The sequence below is a fragment of the Polycladospora coralii genome (genome assembly GCF_014773435.2).
In the GTDB taxonomy this organism is placed as follows: Bacteria; Bacillota; Bacilli; order Thermoactinomycetales; family Thermoactinomycetaceae; genus Polycladospora; species Polycladospora coralii.
This window is the reverse complement of sequence record NZ_JACXAG020000006.1, coordinates 95,663-116,334: the sequence shown is the minus strand read 5'-3', so window position 1 is coordinate 116,334 and position 20,672 is coordinate 95,663. Positions and strand designations below refer to the sequence as shown.

The 20,672-nt window shown below is 40.7% G+C and carries 21 protein-coding genes; 11 read left to right on the top strand and 10 right to left on the bottom strand.

The window, feature by feature from the left end; translation table 11 throughout:
* Positions 1-76: 76 nt before the first annotated feature.
* Both IC619_RS12750 and IC619_RS12745 read left to right on the top strand, forming a co-directional pair.
* Entirely contained in the window at positions 77-502 is a 426-nt protein-coding gene (locus IC619_RS12750) for a DUF2621 family protein (RefSeq protein ID WP_430624112.1), read from the top strand.
* A 411-nt stretch (positions 503-913) separates the two neighbouring features.
* Positions 914-1,120 (top strand): cold shock domain-containing protein, encoded by a 207-nt coding sequence (locus IC619_RS12745; RefSeq protein WP_283770974.1) that lies wholly within the window; start codon positions 914-916, stop codon positions 1,118-1,120.
* Positions 1,121-1,172: 52 nt separating this feature from the next.
* Here IC619_RS12745 and IC619_RS12740 read toward each other — a convergent pair whose 3' ends face one another.
* A complete protein-coding gene (locus IC619_RS12740) occupies positions 1,173-1,589 on the bottom strand; it encodes an Lrp/AsnC family transcriptional regulator (protein ID WP_191140443.1) in 417 nt (138 codons plus the stop codon).
* 121 nt (positions 1,590-1,710) lie between these two features.
* On the opposite strand from IC619_RS12740, the gene IC619_RS12735 reads away from it, so the two are divergent.
* Both IC619_RS12735 and IC619_RS12730 read left to right on the top strand, forming a co-directional pair.
* The gene (locus IC619_RS12735; protein WP_191140444.1) at positions 1,711-2,169 is read left to right on the top strand and encodes a carboxymuconolactone decarboxylase family protein; all 459 of its coding nucleotides are present in this window, start codon (positions 1,711-1,713) and stop codon (positions 2,167-2,169) included.
* Positions 2,170-2,199: 30 nt separating this feature from the next.
* Complete coding sequence (locus IC619_RS12730; RefSeq protein WP_191140445.1) at positions 2,200-3,096, top strand: RluA family pseudouridine synthase; 897 nt, start codon at positions 2,200-2,202, stop codon at positions 3,094-3,096.
* Between the two features lie 17 nt (positions 3,097-3,113).
* On the opposite strand, the gene IC619_RS12725 is transcribed toward IC619_RS12730, so the two are convergent.
* The 7 genes from IC619_RS12725 to aceB form a co-directional block, all read right to left on the bottom strand.
* Complete coding sequence (locus tag IC619_RS12725) at positions 3,114-3,422, bottom strand: YunC family protein (protein WP_191140446.1); 309 nt, start codon at positions 3,420-3,422, stop codon at positions 3,114-3,116.
* A 60-nt stretch (positions 3,423-3,482) separates the two neighbouring features.
* Positions 3,483-3,740, bottom strand: coding sequence for a DUF6154 family protein (locus IC619_RS12720; protein WP_191140447.1), 258 nt, complete (start codon positions 3,738-3,740; stop codon positions 3,483-3,485).
* 64 nt (positions 3,741-3,804) lie between these two features.
* Complete coding sequence (locus tag IC619_RS12715; RefSeq protein WP_191140448.1) at positions 3,805-5,262, bottom strand: bifunctional metallophosphatase/5'-nucleotidase; 1,458 nt, start codon at positions 5,260-5,262, stop codon at positions 3,805-3,807.
* Between the two features lie 11 nt (positions 5,263-5,273).
* Entirely contained in the window at positions 5,274-6,104 is an 831-nt protein-coding gene (locus IC619_RS12710; protein WP_249669856.1) for a sulfite exporter TauE/SafE family protein, read from the bottom strand.
* Between the two features lie 21 nt (positions 6,105-6,125).
* Entirely contained in the window at positions 6,126-6,977 is an 852-nt protein-coding gene (locus tag IC619_RS12705) for a DUF72 domain-containing protein (protein WP_224749666.1), read from the bottom strand.
* A gap of 169 nt (positions 6,978-7,146) precedes the next feature.
* Positions 7,147-8,418, bottom strand: a complete 1,272-nt coding sequence (gene aceA, locus IC619_RS12700; protein ID WP_191140450.1) for an isocitrate lyase — start codon at positions 8,416-8,418, stop codon at positions 7,147-7,149.
* Between the two features lie 33 nt (positions 8,419-8,451).
* The gene (aceB, locus tag IC619_RS12695; protein ID WP_347239796.1) at positions 8,452-10,041 is read right to left on the bottom strand and encodes a malate synthase A; all 1,590 of its coding nucleotides are present in this window, start codon (positions 10,039-10,041) and stop codon (positions 8,452-8,454) included.
* A 667-nt stretch (positions 10,042-10,708) separates the two neighbouring features.
* Between aceB and IC619_RS12690 the strand changes: the two genes are divergently transcribed.
* The 7 genes from IC619_RS12690 to argF are packed head-to-tail and all read left to right on the top strand — an operon-like array spanning position 10,709 to position 18,580.
* Positions 10,709-11,932, top strand: a complete 1,224-nt coding sequence (locus IC619_RS12690; protein WP_191140451.1) for an argininosuccinate synthase — start codon at positions 10,709-10,711, stop codon at positions 11,930-11,932.
* Complete coding sequence (gene argH, locus IC619_RS12685) at positions 11,913-13,319, top strand: argininosuccinate lyase (protein ID WP_191140452.1); 1,407 nt, start codon at positions 11,913-11,915, stop codon at positions 13,317-13,319. Before IC619_RS12690 ends, argH begins: the two co-directional genes overlap by 20 nt.
* A 3-nt stretch (positions 13,320-13,322) precedes the next feature.
* On the top strand, positions 13,323-14,363 hold the full coding sequence (argC, locus tag IC619_RS12680) for an N-acetyl-gamma-glutamyl-phosphate reductase (protein ID WP_191140453.1): 1,041 nt from the start codon (positions 13,323-13,325) through the stop codon (positions 14,361-14,363).
* 29 nt (positions 14,364-14,392) lie between these two features.
* Entirely contained in the window at positions 14,393-15,616 is a 1,224-nt protein-coding gene (gene argJ, locus IC619_RS12675; RefSeq protein ID WP_191140454.1) for a bifunctional glutamate N-acetyltransferase/amino-acid acetyltransferase ArgJ, read from the top strand.
* A gap of 15 nt (positions 15,617-15,631) precedes the next feature.
* The gene (gene argB / locus IC619_RS12670; protein ID WP_191140455.1) at positions 15,632-16,438 is read left to right on the top strand and encodes an acetylglutamate kinase; all 807 of its coding nucleotides are present in this window, start codon (positions 15,632-15,634) and stop codon (positions 16,436-16,438) included.
* Positions 16,425-17,579, top strand: coding sequence for an aspartate aminotransferase family protein (locus tag IC619_RS12665; RefSeq protein WP_191140456.1), 1,155 nt, complete (start codon positions 16,425-16,427; stop codon positions 17,577-17,579). The genes argB and IC619_RS12665 overlap by 14 nt, the downstream gene beginning before the upstream one ends.
* Before the next feature lie 17 nt (positions 17,580-17,596).
* Complete coding sequence (argF, locus tag IC619_RS12660; RefSeq protein WP_191140457.1) at positions 17,597-18,580, top strand: ornithine carbamoyltransferase; 984 nt, start codon at positions 17,597-17,599, stop codon at positions 18,578-18,580.
* Between the two features lie 245 nt (positions 18,581-18,825).
* On the opposite strand, the gene IC619_RS12655 is transcribed toward argF, so the two are convergent.
* A complete protein-coding gene (locus tag IC619_RS12655; RefSeq protein ID WP_191140458.1) occupies positions 18,826-19,755 on the bottom strand; it encodes an ATP-grasp domain-containing protein in 930 nt (309 codons plus the stop codon).
* Positions 19,756-19,890: 135 nt separating this feature from the next.
* Positions 19,891-20,670, bottom strand: coding sequence for a sporulation protein (locus tag IC619_RS12650; RefSeq protein ID WP_191140459.1), 780 nt, complete (start codon positions 20,668-20,670; stop codon positions 19,891-19,893).
* Between the last annotated feature and the right edge of the window lie 2 nt (positions 20,671-20,672).

Here is a 20,672-nt window from a genome sequence, read left to right as displayed (position 1 = left end):
TATAATGTAGTATTGAAAGCTTCGTTTATTTTAGATAAGAACTCGAGGTGGAGACACATTGAGAGTAACAGATTCGATATGGGCTACTATTTTCTATTCTTTTTTTTGGATCGCTTTATTAGGGGTAATGGCCATCGGTGGCTATTTTATGTTTCGTAAATTCCTAAAATCTTTGCCGCAAGCTGACGGTAAGTCCACCTTAGATTGGCAAGATTACTATATTAAGAAGACCATTCATCTTTGGACAGATGAACATAAAAAACTCTTAAACGAGCTTGTAGCACCTGTCCCTGAGTTATTTCGCGACGTTGCAAAGCAAAAGATCGCAGGTCAAATCGGACAACTGTTGATAGAAGAAAAAGCAACAGAATTGACGCAGTCTTATATTATTCGTGGATATATCCTCGCCACACCTAAGCGAGATCATAAATGGTTGATTAAAACGCTTAAACTGAAAGAAATTGATATTAAACCTTATCAATATTTATTAGATCAAGCTTAAAAGAACACTCCACTGTGAGGGTTCTTTTTTTAATCAGCACCACTGCCACCCATTTACTTTTAGATTTTCATTTTACTTTTCATACAATATTGCTTCTCCTGTTTTTACAATCTACTGTTTAACAGAATAAAAAAATAGTATGATAACGTTTAAAAGATTCATATTCCAGCACTTCGAAGTTCCTTCTAAAATCCTTGATCCATTAGCCCCTTACAAACAGAGGTTCTGAAATTATTTACAAATCCATCGTTATTATAGTTGAAATCATTGTTACAGCATGATATGATGGCTCCAGTAACGTTAAAAAGTGACTGTGGTATCAAGTTTGTCTTCGGGCCTCTTGTTTCACATTAGGTTCAAGTTGCTTGAGTTTGTTCGCTTTTTAATGGGATATTGAAGGAGGCCCGTATGATGAAGGGTAAAGTTAAGTGGTTTAATGCAGAAAAAGGTTATGGTTTCTTAGAGCGTGAAGACGGTGGCGACGTATTCGTTCACTATTCCGCTATTGAAGCTGATGGTTTCAAAACTTTAGAAGAAGGCGAGCCAGTTGAGTTCGAAATCGTTGATGGCGATCGTGGACCTCAATCAGCTAACGTTAGACGTTTAAACCACGCTTAAGTTTAAAACTGCTAGTAAAGCCCAGTTCATCATTGAACTGGGCTTTTTAGTATTATTTTACCTGCGATAAAATAATATAAGACTCTGTCATGACTTGCGCTCTCACTTCATCAATAAACTTCTCTAACTCCTCTAAGCTGGCCAAATTGATCTTCAGGAAGAAGCATGCTTTTCCAGCTACCCGATATGCAAATTCAATCTCATTTCTTCGACTCAACTCCCGACGAAAAGCATCATACGCGCCATTGCGTACGGTTACTTCCATCAGCACCTGTACAGGAGAACCCATCTTAGCTTGATCTAGCACGACGCTATACCCTTTAATCACCCCTTCGATCTCTAATTTTTTTACCCTTTCCGCAACAGATGGCGCAGATAGATTCACCTTTTTAGCTAGCTCTCTCATAGATAAGCGGCTATTTTGTTTTAGTTCATGAACAATTAAGCCATCTATTTCATCCATTTTCATTCGTTATCCTATTCCCCTTAATTTTTTTCAATTGCTATGTTTTTAACTGTATTACATAAAAATCATAACTGCAAATTTGAAAATATCCACGATAAAATAAGGGAATAAGGAGGGGTTAAAAATGCCACGTATTCATCTAACAAATCAAGTAGGAGAAAGCCAATTAGAAAAAGCTTTATCTTATATTCCTGACAGTAAAGCACATATAAACGCACTTCATCACCAAATTTGGAACAGTTCAATCGTTTCGCAAACGCTAAAAGAGCAGATTCGACTTTTCCTCGCACACCAAAACGGATGTGTCCGTTGCATGAGTTTATCTTACGTGCACCTAGACACCACTCATCAGGAACTGATACAGCAATTTGAACAAGGGGATTACAGTTCACTCCCTCTTGCTGACTTTATCGTACAATATCGCGATAATCCGCAATTGATAACAGCAAAAGGAATTGAACAGCTCCGCGCACGGTATTCAGATGAGCAAATGATGGAAATCTGCGCATGGATTAATTTGATCGATGGGTTGCATAAAATGATTGTATCTCTTGATTTATATGATTTTTGTCAGGTAAACTGAAGAAAAAACAGATGATATTGAGGATTCATTATGAAAAAATCAAGCAAATGGCTTACTTATCAGATCCCTGAAAACTGGGATAAACATACGCTAGAAGAAGTTCTGAAAGGCCCTCTACTCATTTCAAATCGCATGTGCAATCGACTTACACGCATGAAGGGGATTCGCTTAAACCGAAAAGTCCCTTTCCTAAAAAAACAAGTTCGGACCGGCGATGTACTTGAAGTCGCTATTCGCCCTGTGGAGAAGTCCGAGCTCATTCCACAGCCTGTACCCTTTACAATCATCTATGAAGACTTGGATCTGATGGTGATTGACAAACCTGCAGGTATACAGGTGCATCCCGTAAAAGAAAGCGATCAAAAGACTTTGACACACGGTATTTTATACCACTGGCAGCAAGCCGGTGTAACTGGAGTCGTACGTCCTGTACATCGTCTAGACCGCCACACATCAGGGCTGATATTAATTGCCAAAAATGCCTACATGCATCAACTACTCGACCGGCAATTACGAGAAAAACAGATCAGACGTATTTATCAAGCGCTAGTAGGCGGTTTAATCTCTCCTAGCGAGGGGGTACTTAACGATCCCATTGGGCGCGATCCCTTCCATCCCACTAAACGAAGGGTAACCCCATCGGGCCAACCCGCGATGACGCATTACCGAACGATCGCTCAAGCTCCTACACATACGCTTGTAGAAATTGAACTAGCTACTGGGCGAACGCACCAGATTCGTGTCCATTTTGCCCATATGGGTGCACCTTTATTGGGCGATCGCCTTTATCAGGGTGATACGCATACGATGAAGAGACAAGCTTTACACGCTACAGAGCTTCTTTTTACCCACCCCTTAACGCATGCGCACTTACATTTCCGCTCTCAATTGCCTACTGATATGGAAAAACAAATAGCCTCAGGTTAACCCCGAGGCTATTTGCTTCATGATTCTATCATTTTCAGGATAGCCTCTTTGCCAGGCATTCCTGCATAAATTCCCATTTCTTCTGCTGTATACGTGACCGACTCTAAAGGAGCGGATAATAGCTGTTCGAGACTTCTAACACCTAATGCACGAGCTGCCACTATTTCACGATCCGATAGGTGTTCATTCAGGAGCTTTACATCAAGCGCTCCACACATGATATAACCCTTATCAGTCGTAATGACGAGCAGTGTTGTTTTGGGTAACTTCACCTCAACACCTAGCACAGTATGACCATCAACCTCAATCGGGGAAAGATTTATCATCAGATATTCCTCCTATCCAATTAGACATTGATAGCCTATGTTACAGGACAGAAAAAGGTGTTAGTGAATTCCGGGTGGCACATTTGATGATTTGATCTGCGGAAGCTTACCATCTTGTATCATTTTCATCTTTAACATTTCTACTAGATAAACACCTAGCATTTGCATGATCTCATCATCATTCATTTCTTGTATCAGCTGTAAAATATTCTCTTTCGATTGCTCTTCTAAAATACTGAGCACAATCGCAACCGCATCTTCTTCATCATCGCTTAGTTGGTCACGGTATAGTGAGTATACTTCATCTACAAAGCTCATTCGGTAACCTCCCTTATCTTTATTTTAACTAAGTATCTGTTTATTTACGACTAACGGCACGCGGTTACCGCATATTTCCAGGGTGTTCAATGACATACCGTTTATCAAAACGAACCACTTGTTTTTTATTGTTCTGTAAATGCTGGGCCAATACCTCTCGTAAAAAACCTGGAAGAAATTTCTTTATGATGGCACCCTTTTGAATAGAGGTAAATCCCACTCCAAAAGTAAGCATATCAATCGTAGCAACTTCATAAATTTTATCATCTTTTAATAGCGCTTGTCCCACATAAATACGTTTTATTTTTTGATACGCAGATGCGTCCGGTTGGTAGACCACCTGCAGTCCCGCCACACAAAGCTGTCCCAATACATCCCCTCTAAAACCATAACCTTTGATTTTTTTGCCATAAAATGCTTCAAGTAAAGACTCTTCAAGTGCTTGTCTTATATCTTGACCTTTAAGCGCTACTTTGACCAGATGAATCGGATGTGGGCAAATCGCATGTAAATCTTTCCTCGTAATCTGCCCTTCCTTTAGTCCATTTAAAATTTGGCCACTATTTACGAGTGCAATATCCGTTCCGACCCAATCACGAATACCATCCACTAATGCATTTCCAAGTGGTGATTCACGTTCCCATGAGATCTCCATTTTATGACTTAAAGTACAGACCGGCTCCGCTAGCGTTTTTTCCGCTTCATACTTATAGTGTGATAAAATCGCATCTATTTCCGGTTCTGCTTTTGGGTCTGAGGAGGTAGCAATCACCGCTGCATTTACATGTACCAATTTCCTTGTCTGCGGACAAACTTGTAATTCGATATGTCCCAAGTGTTCTGCAAATTTTCCGGCAGCTGTCATATAGGTGTTCCCTACACGCTTAGCTTGAGTGAGAAGATGGTGTGTATGTGCACCTATAATCACATCAATTTCAGGAATATGTGTAGCTAATTGATCATCATTTTGTAGCCCTAGATGGGAAAGCAAAATGACGATATCTACCTGTTTGCGAAAAGAAGCTACCTTTTTTTGTAATATTGTAAGTGGATCCCCTAATTTCCATCCCATTAATTCATATACCTCTTCATAAGGGATCGTAACCGCCAAAAAACCAATTTTGATAGCGTTCAACGTATAGATTTGTTCCTCATACAACCAATTTGGTCTCATCTGCGTATTTACTTCGGTTATGTTCGTACTAATTACGCTGAATGGCGCTTCTTGATATAATTCGTTTAATTGTGCTTTTGATACTGTCAAAAGTTCATTGTTTCCGAATGTAATCAAATCATATCCAAATCGATCTAAAACTGCACGGTTTACTTTCCCATGCGTCCCTTCCGTTTCCAGCCGTTCTCGATCGATATGGTCTCCAATATCTAGTAGGAGATGCGGCTCTTCTCTCTCATCGATCGATCGCTGTAAGGATCTAACATTTTGATAAAGTGAACCTAAGCGATCAAAATGGCTATGTATATCGTTTGTATGTAAAAGATGAATTGAGACAACCTTATCCATGAAATTCCTCCCTAGATCAAATGCAAGCCATCTGCAATCATCCTTACAGCAAGTAATAGAATGACAATCCGAAAAAAGTTTAGCAGTGCTTTACTACTCAATCGAGCGGAAATCCATGCGCCTAGTTTTCCTCCCAGCCAAGATCCTGGTGCCAAAAAGGCAACTAACATCCAGTCTACATTTCCCTGTACAATATGGGCTACACTTCCCACACCAGCTGATAATAAAATGACAAACATCGAGGTAGCTGTAGCGACATGAGGTGGAAAGGTAAACAGCAAGACCATCATTGGCACAAGTAATGAGCCTCCACCTATTCCAAACATACCAGATATCATCCCCACAATAAAAGAAAAAACAATAGCAAAAACCTGATGATATCCATATTCATACGTATTCCCAGATCCGTCTTGCAAAACTCGCTTAACTGTAGCCTTGAGACGAAAGTTCATCCCGCGTTCTTTTATCGATAATACGATAGATACAAATACCATAAGTAATCCAAATAAAATCAAATACGTATCCACTTCAAACAGCTTGGTGAGATAGGCTCCCACTATGGTACCCGGCGCACACGCTAAGAAAAAAATCCAACCACTTTTATAGTCTACACGTTTTTGCTTAGAAAAACTAACGGTAGAGGCTAGTGCTGTTAAAATAATTAAAAATAATGAGGTCCCCACTGCCACTGCTGGCGTTAGATCACCAATTCCATATGAGACTTCAGACAGGAACAAAATCGAGGGGACAATAATAACTCCTCCACCTAGTCCAGCTAGACTACCTACTGTACCTGCAATCAAACCAATTAAAAATAATAATATCCCGATCATCCACATCATATAAGCCTTCTTTTCTTCGAATTAGAAAAAAGTAAGTTGTTTGGGTGCAAGTCCTGTAAACCGAATCCCCAGTGTATCAATCATTAATCGCGCACTTTCTTGTGCATCTCCTTGTGAATTGTTATTAAAAAGAAGCGTAAGTTGTTTTGTAGCTTTTACAAGTTGTTTCATCTCATGTGCCAAAGCATCAATTTCGGCTTGACTATAGCGATAGGCATAACGAACATCTCGCCAATTAGGCTGACCGGTGTTATTCCACCCTGCAACATTGCGTCCATGAAATCGTACAATCACTTGTTCCGGATGCGTGATAACGGGTATAAAGGGTACGGAAGTTAGGCCCGCTTGTGGTTCATCACAAATGACATGTATCAATTGATTTTCTTGCAAAAAATGAATCGTCCTATCTTGATACTGTGGCATAAACCAAGACTGATGTCGAAATTCAATCGCTAATGTAAAATCCATAAATGCCTGCCGTATTTTCCGAATATAGTTTACGTGCTTTAGGTTACAATCATACCATGGTGGAAATTGGAACAACACGGCTGATAGTTTACCTGCCTTGCGCATCGGTTCCAAAGAGGCAATCGTTTCTGCTACGAGTTGTTGCCAAGATCTTTCAGGCGCATGTTCTAAGCGTCCATGTCCTGTCAACTCACGATATGCTTTTACGACAAAGCGAAAATCGTCTGGTGTCTCATTACACCAAGCCTCTATCCGTGCCGCTGGTGCGATCGCATGATACGTACTATCCACTTCTACGACAGGAAAGTGTCCAGCATAAACCGCCAATTTTTGCTTGGATACCGTTCCTCTTTCATACAAGTCATGATCTCCCCATCCACATAAACCCACTTGAATCGGATTCAATCTACAGATCCCTCCTCTCGTCAACTTCTTTTCTATTATCATTGTATCACGAGCTTTGTTGGATAAGAAGTGAACGCATTTCAGCTCAGGCTAAAACTTCGGGGAATCCAAAAGATAAAAAGAAAGAACACTCTTAGTGTTGAGTGTCCTTTCCTATAAAAAGTTATACTTACTTGGAGAATTGCTCTTCTTCAGTGGAACCACTAAGTGCTGTGGTAGAAGAAGTTCCACCAGATACGACCATGGAAACTTGGTCAAAGTAACCTGTTCCTACTTCACGCTGATGACGTGTAGCTGTGTAGCCCTCTTTCTCAGCACCGAATTCTGCTTGTTGTAGTTCAGAGTAAGCTGCCATGCCACGCTCACCATAACCTTTTGCAAGTTGGAACATGCTGTGGTTGAGCGCATGGAATCCTGCCAATGTTACGAATTGGAATTTGTAACCCATTTTTCCGAGTTCTTCTTGGAATTTCGCAATGGTTTCATCATCCAATTTTTTCTTCCAGTTAAAGGATGGGGAGCAGTTATAAGCCAAGAGCTTCCCTGGGAATTTCGCATGAATCGCTTCAGCAAATTGACGTGCCTCTTCTAAGTTAGGTTCAGACGTTTCACACCAGATTAAGTCCGCGTATGGTGCATATGCCAAGCCACGTGCGATTGCAGTTTGCAGCCCGCTACGAATACGGAAGAATCCTTCAGGGGTACGCTCTCCTGTTAGGAATTCTGAGTCGCGAGAATCTACATCACTGGTGATTAGTTCAGCAGCATTTGCGTCCGTACGCGCAATCAACACAGTTGGAACACCAAGCACATCTGCTGCTAAACGAGCAGAAATTAAGTTACGCACCGCTTGAGCTGTAGGGATTAATACTTTTCCACCCAGGTGACCACATTTCTTCTCAGATGCCAATTGATCCTCAAAGTGCACACCAGCAGCACCTGCTTCGATCATCCCTTTCATCAGTTCAAATACGTTAAGAGGACCACCAAAGCCTGCTTCAGCATCTGCAACGATAGGAGCAAACCATTCTCTCGTTTTATTCCCTTCAGTATGCTCAATTTGATCAGCACGTTGTAGCGCTTGGTTAATACGTTTTACAACTTGAGGTACACTGTTTGCTGGGTATAAGCTTTGATCGGGATACATATGTCCTGATAAGTTAGCATCAGCTGCTACTTGCCATCCGCTCAGATAGATCGCTTTAAGACCTGCTTTTACTTGCTGTACGGCTTGATTACCGGTTAAAGCTCCGAGTGCACGTACAAATGGGTCTTCATGCATTAGCTTCCACAAACGCTCCGCACCTTTTTGTGCAAGTGTGTATTCAATCTTTAGAGAACCTCTTAATTTGAGTACATCTTCTGCGGTGTAATCACGTTTAATCCCATTCCAACGTTCTTCTTGTTCCCATGCTGTTTTTAATGTTTGTGCTTCACTCATCCGTTATCTTCCTCTCTGATCTATGTGCATTTTTTATAATTGGTTATAACCAGGTACAGTTAAAAACTCTTCGAATTCATCTTGCAATATCAATTCTTCAAATAAAGCAACCGCTTCTGTAAACTTGCCATTTTCAAATTGTTCAGTTCCGATTTCTGCTTTAATTTTAGTTAATTCCTCATCTTTGATGGTTTCAAATAAAGGAATATCTACTTTTCTGCCATCTGCTAGAATCCCTTTGGGATGACGAATCCATTGCCAAATCTGAGCACGAGAGATTTCAGCAGTGGCTGCATCTTCCATCAAATGATCAATGGCAACAGCACCAAACCCACGCAACCAGGCTTCCATGTATAAAATTCCCACACGTACATTCGTGCGTAACCCTTGTTCCGTGATTTCTCCTTGCGGTACTGCGATCAAGTCGGCTGCACTTACCTGAACATCTTCACGTTTACGATCGATCTGATTTGAAGTCGGCATCAGACGGTCAAATACTTCCATTGCCACAGGTACAAGCCCCGGATGTGCGACCCATGTCCCATCATGTCCGTTTTGAGCTTCAATCTCTTTATCTTGTCGCACCTTATCAATTGCGGCTTGATTTTTCTCCTCATCATTTCGAATTGGAATCTGAGCAGCCATTCCACCGATAGCTGGTGCATTCCGTTTATGACAAGTTTGAATGGTTAATTGTGTATATGCTCGCATAAAAGGAACTGTCATCGTAACCAGTTGACGATCTGGTAATATGATTTCCTCATTCTTTTTCAATCGTTTAATGTAACTAAAGATATAATCCCATCTACCACAATTTAAACCAGCAGAATGGTCTCTTAATTCATATAAAATTTCATGCATCTCAAAGGAAGCCATAATGGTTTCGATCAAGACGGTTGCTTTTATCGTCCCTTGTGGAATATTTAACTTTTCTTGTGCGAAAACAAAAACTGCATTCCACAATCTCGCTTCGAGGTGACTCTCCATTTTAGGCAAGTAGAAGTACGGACCTGTTCGGTTTGCAAGTAACGTTTTCACATTGTGAAAGAAGTATAACCCGAAATCAAACAAACCTGCTGGTACTGGTTTACCATCAACCAGCATATGCTTCTCTTCCAAGTGCCAACCACGAGGGCGTACGATTAATACAGCAGTTTGCTCTTTTAATTCATATACCTTACCCTTATCGTTTTCAAAACGAATGGTACGCTTATTCGCATCACGTAAGTTGATCTGACCTTGAATCGAGTTTTCCCATGTTGGTGAATTGGAGTCTTCGAAATCAGCCATAAACATCTTAGCACCTGAATTGAAAGCATTAATCACCATCTTGCGATCGCCAGCAGGACCCGTGATCTCTACACGACGATCCAGTAAGTCTTCAGGAAGTGGTGCAATCGTCCAATCTTCTTCACGAATTTCTTTCGTTTCTGGTAAAAAGTCTGGCATTTTCCCACTATCGATTTCTGCTTGACGCTTCACACGGCGTTCCAATAATTTATCTCTTGTTTCCGAAAATTCACGTACGATGTCAGCTACAAACTGAATCGCTTCATCCGTAAGTATTTCATCATAACCAGTCTGCATGGTTCCAGTTAGCTCAATACCTTTAAGTTTCTCCAAAACTTTAACCTCCCCACATAATGGGTCGTATTATTATATAACAGATGAATACTTTCGAAATTATAGTAACACAGAACACTGTACTATAACAATAGGTTTTTGTTTTTTTCTGTTGTGAAATTGAAATATGCTTTGCCGTGATACAGATTCTATCTTTGATTTCCCTTTACAATATGGCATTAGAACACGATTCACCCCCCCTTCAAAAACAGCTATATGTTATATAACAAATGATTTTCATCTAAAATGATGGAGCTAATCGACTGTACCCTACTAAATAAAATGAACCATCCATTTACTGAGGGTCGATTTAAAATACAAATTAACCCTGATATGGATTCATACGAATATGTGATTTCATAGCCTTTGTAGGCTCAAATGACTGTACCGTTTCACACCCATCTGAAACTATTCGGGATTACAAACAATCAATTGTATATATATTCATCTATGATCAATTCGATACACCCAACACTTATCGTTGAACTTCCTAACTATTTGTATGCATGACTTTATAACATGTTGACTCCACTACACTTGCTATAATTATCCGTTTAGCAAGAATTATAGAACATTATTTCTATCCAAATAAACCATTGCTTAATCCTCTTTACGATGTATAATTATACATACAAATTGATATTTATTTAATCGGGAGGGTTTCACAATGAAAGAAAAAGTCCTATTAGCATATTCAGGGGGATTAGATACGTCCGTTGCAATCAAGTGGTTACAAGAAAAATATCACTATGAGGTAGTTGCCGTAGCGGTTGATGTAGGAGAAGGCAAAGATCTGTCTCAAGTTAAAGCAAAAGCTTTACAAGTTGGAGCCATTAAATCCATTGTCGTAGATGCTAAATATCGTTTTGCACATGAATTTCTGGTCCCAGCATTAAAAGCAAATGCTCTATATGAAGGGAAGTATCCGCTACAATCTGCTTTATCACGGCCTTTGATTTCAGAAATCCTTATGGATATTGCTAAAGCGGAAGGGATAAAAACCATTGCACATGGCTGTACAGGAAAAGGGAATGATCAAGTTCGTTTTGAACTAGCAATTAAAGCCATAGATCCCACTATGAAAGTGATCGCACCAGTCAGAGACTGGGGAATGTCAAGAGATGAAGAAATCTTATACGCACAACAAAAGAAAATTCCGATTCCCATCGATCTTGAAAACCCCTATAGCATTGATCAAAACTTATGGGGTAGAAGTTGTGAATGTGGTGTACTTGAAGATCCATGGCAGTCCCCACCCGAAGATTCTTTTGCATGGACTCAACCGCTTGATCAAACGCCAGATGAAGCAGTGGAAATCGAAATCGCTTTTCAGAAAGGGATACCTACTCATTTAAATAAGCAGGAAATGCCTCTAGTCGATATGATCTCTAGATTAAATGAGTTGGCGGGCCAACATGGGGTAGGTAGAATTGATCATGTTGAAAATCGGCTCGTTGGGATAAAATCTCGCGAGGTTTATGAAGCACCTGGAGCCCTTACCTTAATACAAGCACATAGGGAGCTGGAGTTTCTAACACAAGCACGTGAGGTAGCACAATTTAAACCACTGGTTGAACAAAAGTGGGCAGACTTAATATACGACGGTTTATGGCACTCTCCATTAAAAAAAGCATTTGATCAGTTCATCGATGAAACCCAAAAATATGTTACTGGAAAAGTACGCTTAAAATTATGGAAGGGACATTGCACGGTTACAGGTCGAATGTCTCCATACTCCCTATATCACGAAGCATTGGCAACCTATTCCACTCATGATCAATTTGATCATCAAGCTGCTGCTGGTTTTATTGAGCTCTGGGGTTTATCCACCAAAATATATGCCGATGTCCATCAAAGAAAGGAGCCTCTAAATGAAAGCGTGGAATGGTAGATTTAAAAAAGAACTTAATCATTTAGTGGAAGATTTTCAAGCATCCATCTCTTATGACCATGTTTTAGTAGCGGAAGATATTACTGGCAGTATTGCCCATACCAAAATGCTGGCTACATGTGGCATCATTCCTGCACAAGAAGCAGATCAAATCATCAATGGCCTCTACGAGGTTTGGACAAGCATTCAGAACGGGGAAGTCACATTTCAAACGCAGTATGAAGATATTCACATGAATATCGAAGCTTTACTTACGCAAAGAATTGGTCCAGTTGCTGGAAAATTGCACACTGCACGAAGTAGAAATGATCAAGTCGCATTAGACATGCATTTATATACACGCAAGCATACCGTAACACTTGTAGCGCTCATTCTCCAATTACAAAGTACGTTAATTTCGTTGGCCGAAAAATATCAAACCGTAATCATGCCTGGCTATACGCATTTGCAACGCGCCCAACCGGTCCCTTTTGCACACCATCTTCTCGCTTATGTAGCCATGTTAGAACGTGATGTAGAACGACTTGTTGACAGTTATAAGCGCACGAATACTTGTCCACTAGGAGCCGGGGCTATCGCCGGAACAACATTTCCAATCGATCGCAACCAAGTAGCACAATCCCTTGGTTTTGATCGATTATATGAAAATAGTATGGATGCAGTCAGCGATCGCGATTATTTAGTAGAACTATTAGCAAACGGGTCTCTCATTATGGTACATCTATCGCGATTGGCAGAAGAGCTTATTCTTTGGTCCAGTGACGAGTTTAAATATATTACCTTGGATGACGCTTTTTGCACAGGTAGTAGCATGATGCCACAAAAGAAAAACCCAGATATACCCGAGTTAATCCGTGGGAAGACAGGCCGTGTATTTGGTCACCTGACCGCTCTGCTTACTACTTTAAAAGCGCTCCCACTAACTTATAACAAAGACTTACAAGAAGATAAGGAAGGGGTTTTTGATACCGTGTCTACATTGGAGCAAGTACTCACCATTCTGACACCGTTATTAGACACCCTAGAAGTACATGCAGAGAAAATGAAACAAAATGCTGAAACTGGATTTTTAAACGCTACTGACTTAGCTGATTATCTCGTACGTAAAGGCATTCCTTTTCGTGAAGCCCATGCCATTGTGGGGAAACTTGTTTTAGATTGTATTGAAAAAAATCGAAATCTGATAGATGTTCCATTAAATGAACTTCAGGAGGCTTGTCCACAAATTAACGCAGATATCTATCATGATTTATCACTCGAACAAATGATTGAAACACGGACATGTGAAGGTGGGACGGCATTTGAAGTAAGAAAAAATAACATTGCCCATGCCAAGACCCGCATTCAGCAATGGACCGATTGGGTTCATGAACAGCATCAAGGATAGGGAGTGACAGAATTGAAAGTAGCAATCATTGGTGCTTCTGGTTATGCAGGTGCCGAACTCATTCGTTTGATTATGCATCATCCAAACCTTGAATTAGAAATGATCATTTCTTCTCAACATGTAGGTCGTTCACTCCATACCGTTTACAAGCATCTATCTCATTATCCGTTGACATTTGAAGCATTTGAACATACAGAAATCGTAAAACGAGTTGATCTGATCTTTTTTGCTACTCCACCTGGTATTAGTGGAAAGTGGGCACAATCCTTTGTTCAAGCTGGCAAATATGTAGTCGATTTATCAGGTGATTTTCGCTTAGAATCGTCCTCGACATATGAGAAATGGTACCAATTACCGGCTCCACAACGCATCAACATCCAGCCTGCCGTATATGGGTTGAGCGAGTGGTTTCGAGAATCCATACAGCGTAGCCCTTTCATTTCTAATCCCGGGTGCTTCCCTACAGCATCTTTATTGGCACTAGCACCGCTTTTAAATCAGCAAGCGATTTCGACGACCGATATCTTCATTGATGCTAAATCGGGCATCTCGGGTGCAGGACGAAAAGTCTTACAGCCCTTTCAATTTAGTGAAAGCAATGAAAACTTACGTGCTTATAAAGCCTTATATCACCAACATATACCCGAAATTGAGCAGATTGGTGCTAAGCTTGCAAAGGAAGAAATACGCGTTCAATTTGTACCTCACCTTGTACCGATGAATCGTGGAATTTTGGTTACGATTTATGTCACACCACTTCTTCCACTAACCGATCAAGATCTGGTCGAATTGTATCATGATGCTTATAGACACGCTCCTTTTGTCCGCATTCGAAGCCATGAATACCCTACAACGAAAGAGGTACACGGAAGTAATTACTGTGATATCGGTTTTTTTAAGGATGATCGAACCCATCGCATTATTTTGTTCGCTGCAATTGATAATTTAATGAAGGGAGCTGCATCTCAAGCCATTCAAAATATCAATATCCGAATGGGTTGGAAAGAAGAATGTGGTCTCCATTTCATGCCCTTATACCCGTAACTTGTTGACATCTTAAGGAGTGGGAAGCGATGAATACAAACCAATTTCAAGTGATAAAAGATGCCCGCATAGATGCACCAAAAGGATTTTATGCTACTGGGGTGCACTGTGGCATAAAACGAAAAAGAAAAGATTTAGGTATGATCACATGCACTGTACCCGCTCAAGCTGCGGCTGTTTACACCACGAACGCTTTTCGAGCAGCGCCTTTAAAAGTTACAGAGGAAAGCATGGAGAAAGAGGGCATTTTACAAGCTGTACTTGTAAATAGTGGGAATGCTAATGCTTGTACAGGTAAAAAAGGATTAGCAGATGCTTACCAAATGAGAGCGGATATGGCTACCCAGCTTCGTGTTCCTGACCATTATGTAGGCGTTTGTTCAACCGGGATCATCGGAGAATCTTTGCCTATGGATCGCATCCAGAGCGGGATCCATGAACTGGGCCTTCAACACAAACAAAAAACAAAAAATGAAGACTTTGCAGAAGCTATACTGACCACGGATACGCTTGTGAAAAAGGTACAAGTGGAATTAAGCATAGATGACCAACACATTAAAATTTCAGGTGTAGCAAAAGGATCTGGTATGATCAACCCCAATATGGCTACCATGCTCGGTTTTATCACTTCTGATATCAAGATCGAATCCGTTGTTTTACAATCTTTGCTGTGGAAGGCTACAGAAGAGACCTTTAATATGATCACAGTGGATGGTGATAGTAGTACGAATGACACGGTGATCGCTATGGCGAGTGGATTAGCCAATAATACCTCGCTCACACCACAGCATAAAGACTGGCATTTATTTGTAGACGCATTTACCTATGTTTGTCGTGAATTAGCCAAGAAAATTGCACGTGATGGTGAAGGTGCTTCGCGTTTAATTGTCGCTACCGTTCGCAATGCCCATTCTCTTCTTATGGCTCGTCAAATCAGTAAAGCAATCATCTCATCCAATTTAGTCAAAACGGCTATATTTGGAGCTGATGCCAATTGGGGGCGGATCATGTGTGCAATTGGTTATGGCGATAAAAATGTCGTCCCAGATCGTGTAGAAATTAAAATTGGGGATATCCCCCTGGTAAAAGAGGGTCAACCCTTGCCCTTCATAAAAAAACAAGTTGCACACCTTTTGACACAAGAAACCATTCCGATCGATGTCGATCTCCATTTGGGTAAGGAACAAGCAACAGCTTGGGGATGCGATTTAACTTATGAATATATCAAGATTAATGCCAATTATCGCACTTAAAAGAAGGTGGAGAACATGTCAAAAATCATCGTCCTTAAATTAGGCGGCAGTGTCCTTTCCAACTTACATCCCACTTTTTATAGTCAGATTCAGCACTTTATTCATCAAGGAAAGCAAATCATCGTGGTACATGGTGGCGGCCCCAACCTCACCGAAACCTTGCGTAGACTTCAAATTTCTTCTCAATTTGTAGATGGTCGTCGGATAACCGATGCGCATACCCTACCAGTGGCCAAGATGGTCTTAGCAGGATCTGTAAATAAGGATACTGTCACTCAATTCCACTTAAATGGCATCGCCTGCATTGGTTTATCTGGTGTTGATTTAGCTATCTTGCAAGCGAATCCCATATCATCTGAGCTTGGCTTTACTGGTGAAATCAATCAGGTAAATCGGTCTGCATTAATCACATTAATGAATCAAAATTGGGTACCGATCATTGCTTCAATTGGAGTTGATTCTGAAGGACAACACTACAATATTAATGCAGATGAGGCAGCCATGCGTCTAGCTGTTGCCCTACAAGCTGATCAACTCATTTTTATTAGTAATACGGATGGGATATACACCACTGACTCGCACGGCAAACATCCTATCAAACAGATTACACCGCTTCAAATTAAACAATTACAACAAGAAAAGATCATTCATGGTGGTATGATCCCTAAAGTACAAGCAGGTGTACAAGCTTTAATGAACGGGGTCAACACGATCCACATTGTAAACGGAGGACTTGAAAATCCACTCCCTGATGAAAGCCAAAAATTAGATAAAGGGACGTGTATGATACAAGAGGAGGAGGAAATCAATGTCTCTTTTTAACACCTATCAACAATACGATGTATCCTTCACAAAAGGAGTAGGAAGTAAACTTTACGATACACTTGGCAATCAGTATCTTGATTTCGCTTCAAGTATTGGGGTTACCAATTTAGGACATTGTCATCCTGAAGTCATTGATGCATTAAACCAGCAAGCCAGTCAGTTATGGTCTGTTTCTAATATCTATATGAATCAACTACAACTAAATGTGGCTCAACAACTTAGTCAAATTAGTGGTTTAGACTCCGTTTTTTTTACGAATAGCGGTGCTGAGTCAAATGAAGCCGCTATTAAATTAGCACGGAAATGGGCTGCGGAAGAGAAAGGAATAGCAAATCCTGAGATTTTAACCTTCCAAAACTCTTTTCACGGACGAACACTTGCCACCTTGACAGCTACCGGACAAGAAAAGGTGAAGACAGGATATGCACCTTTGCCAAGTGGCTTTAAAACGATTCCAACGATGAACATGGAAGCAGTGAAACAGTTTACTCATGATGATACTGCAGCCATCATGCTCGAATTGGTTCAAGGCGAAGGTGGTGTAAGAATTGCTGATCCCAATTTTGTGAAAGCACTGTCTGCTTGGTGTAGGGAAAATCGTATTTTACTTATCGTGGATGAAGTTCAAACCGGGATGGGGAGAACCGGAAAGTGGTTTTGCTTTCAGCACTATGGCATTACGCCCGATATTGTCACACTTGCTAAAGGCTTAGGGAACGGCTTCCCAGTTGGTGCAATGATGGCAAGATCACACCTACATCATGTATTCGGTCCAGGAACACACGGTACAACGTTTGGCGGAAATCATTTAGCAATGGCTGTCGTAAATGCAGTGCTATCGGCTTTATCTCCTCTTATCATAGGCAACCATATAACCATTAAAGGAGATCACTTTGCTCAATTATTGAAGAAGAGGTTAAAACACCACAGATCGATCCATGCAATTCGTCATCTTGGACTGATGATCGCGGTTGAGTTAAACGAGCCCGTACAGCCATTTATCCAAGCTTTATTACAAAAAGGAATGGTCGCATTACCTGCCGGTAATCACGTGCTACGATTACTACCCCCCTTAATTGTAACCAGTAAAGAATTAGAAACAGCCACAACATGGATCGACGAAGTATTCTCGATTTAAATGAAGGAGTGAAAGAGATGTCAACTGTCCAGAATCAAATAATAAGCCCTTATAACAGTATGAAAGGTAAAGATTTTCTTAAATTGAGTGATTTCAACGCTACTGAGGTCAAGAAATTACTTCAATTGGCGCTACAATTAAAAGAAGAACATAAGAAAGGCATACATCGCACCTCTCTTAAAGGGAAAAATCTCGCATTATTGTTTGATAAAGCGTCCACTCGTACCCGTGTCTCTTTTACTGTTGGGATGACACAATTAGGTGGTTCTACCATTACACTGACACGAGAAGCTTCTCAGTTAGGGAGAGGTGAAACCATTGCCGATACAGCTAAAACATTATCCCAATATGTAGATGCCCTTGTAATCCGTACCGATCAGGATGACATTCTGCAAACTTTTGCTGAACACGCTTCAATCCCTGTAATCAACGGCTTAACCCATTTGTATCATCCATGTCAAGCATTAGCAGATTTAATGACCTTACAAGAGTTGAAGGGAGATTTAACGCAAGTCACCCTAACGTATATTGGAGATGGGAATAATGTCCTGCATTCTCTTTTAATCGGTGCTGCATTAATGGGAATGCACCTGCGATTTGCCACTCCACGACAATACAGTCCAGATAATACCATCTATCAACAAGCACTAAAAATTGCAAAATTCACAGGAAGTAAGTTAGAAGTTTATTCATCTCCTCTGCAAGCAGCTTATGAGGCCGATGCCATTTATACGGATGTGTGGGCAAGTATGGGGCAAGAATCGGAAAAAGCAAAACGTAAATTGGATTTTGCTGGATTCACCGTCAATCAAAAAGTCATGGATCTTGCAAACCCTGACGCTCTTTTTATGCACTGCCTTCCCGCCTATCGTGGCCTTGAAGTAAGTGCCGATGTCATAGAAGGAAAACAGTCCGTCGTCTTTCAACAAGCTGAAAATCGCCTACATGTACAGAAATCCTTACTCATGGCACTATTAAGTAATGAGGGGGAGATTGTCTAATTCATATGAACCCTTCAATATAATATTGAAAACGCTAGATCCCCCAATTGTTCGGCATCGGGGGATCTTCTTACTTTCACATGATATATTCTGATCGGGCGGTTTAAAGACGCGATTAATCTTTGAAGGGAGGTACTCCACCTGATTCCCCGGAATTTTAGCCTTGATTGCAACGCGTTCGCTTTGCATGCTAAGTGAGGAGAATATTTTTCAGCGATTTTTTGAATCGGTCCTTTTTGCAAAAGTTAATCTATTTTCACGGTTCGTTCTGGAAATAAACCAAAGCGTGTCTTTAAATAGTGGAAGGTTTCTTTTGGGATATTAACGTCACAAGCAGCTTGAAGACCTTCGAATCCTGGCGATGAATTCACTTCACAAATTTTGAAATGATTGTCATCAAATAATAAGTCTACTCCTGCAATATCAAGTCCCAATATGCGCGTAGCTTCTGTAGCTAGCCACTCTATTTCAGGTGTCGCTTCAAATGCGCGTGTTTCCCCACCTGATGAGAAATTTGCTTTGAAACCATCATCTGCGGCATTTCTCTCCATACACCCAACCACACGGCCTCCAATTACAAATACGCGTAAGTCACGACCAAAACTGGTTTTAACAAACTCTTGCAAGATGATGTTAAAGTTCGGGTTAGTGGTTTCAACGAGTTGCATCAAATCATCGAAGTGGTTCCTATTTTCCGATAGAAAAACACCTTTTCCCTGTGAGCCAGATAAGGTTTTTACGACAATTGGAAATCCGATTTGCTTTTCAATTAAGTCCACATTTAGCGGAAACTTCGCAAGCATCGTCTTAGGCACTGGTAAATTACGTTCGGCCAAGATTTGATGGGTATATAGTTTATCTTTTACCGTTTCAATGCTGAGTGAGCTGTTGATACAAGGGACACCTAAGCGCTCCAGATGTCGAATAACTGCCAGTGCGAAATAAGTGGTACCCGCACCCATACGCGGGAGCACGAAATCAGGGAGTGAGACGGGCTCGCCATCTACATAGATACTTTTACGATCTTCACGAGTCACGATTAAGTCTACTTGACTCGGTTCGATAACTTTCAAATCGATTCCTTGTTGCTCCGCTTCCTCTAATAAGCAATTAATTTCATAACGTTCTGGCTTTAGATTCACTTTACTTTCTTTATATATAATCCAACCTTGCATAGGCTCGCCCCCTTATACAATTTCATTCCTCCCTCAATATACCACAAAGCCAGTATGTTTATTGATAAATTTGGAAATTCTTTTACAGGGCGATCGCTTCACTCAAAATAAAAAGGCCTATAAAGGCCCTCACCATCATCTACCATATAATCCTTCCGCATGTTTCTCGATAAAACTGCGAATCGTCGATGCAGCTTGATCAACGGTGGCTAAGTCTGCTTGATCAAAATAGAACCGTCCTTTTTTTTCATCTAAATCTAATTCATCTGCGATTTTTCCGAAAATACCGCTGGTTTTTTTATCTAATTCAAAGCGCCCACTTACACCGTTTAAGGTGTGTTTAGGTTGATACATAAAGAAAATTTCATCAAACTCACCACTCAGCCAAGATGTGGGGCGGAAATGAATCATTTGCCATCCACCTAAGCGTTCACCGTTATAGCCTTCTATATGATGCACAAAACCGAGTTGTTTAAATCCATCTAAGAAATTTTTCAACAGTCCATCTGCTGGTATAATATCAACAAAGTCACGATCTTCAGCATCGATGCCTTTATTAATTTCAAGATCCGTTTTGAAATAGTAGCGTGTATTCAAAGAAGAAACTGGTATGAGATTGGGGCAAACAAATGAAAATGGAAATTCTTTTACCTCTCCAGCATCGATTTGGAATGGCTTAGAGAATATAGGAATATGTGCTATTTTCTCATGAACAGGAATATCCAGATCATCTGTACGATAAGAGGATGCCAATGAAAAAGTAACCGAGAGTTCATCGATCGACTGTTCCACTTCTCCACCCGTCAGCACAATTTTTCCCGTTACTTGTTCTCCCATTTGAATACGATTATGAGACAAAACCAAATCAATCTTTGCACTGCCGACACCAAGCGACGCTAACAACGACTTAAACATCT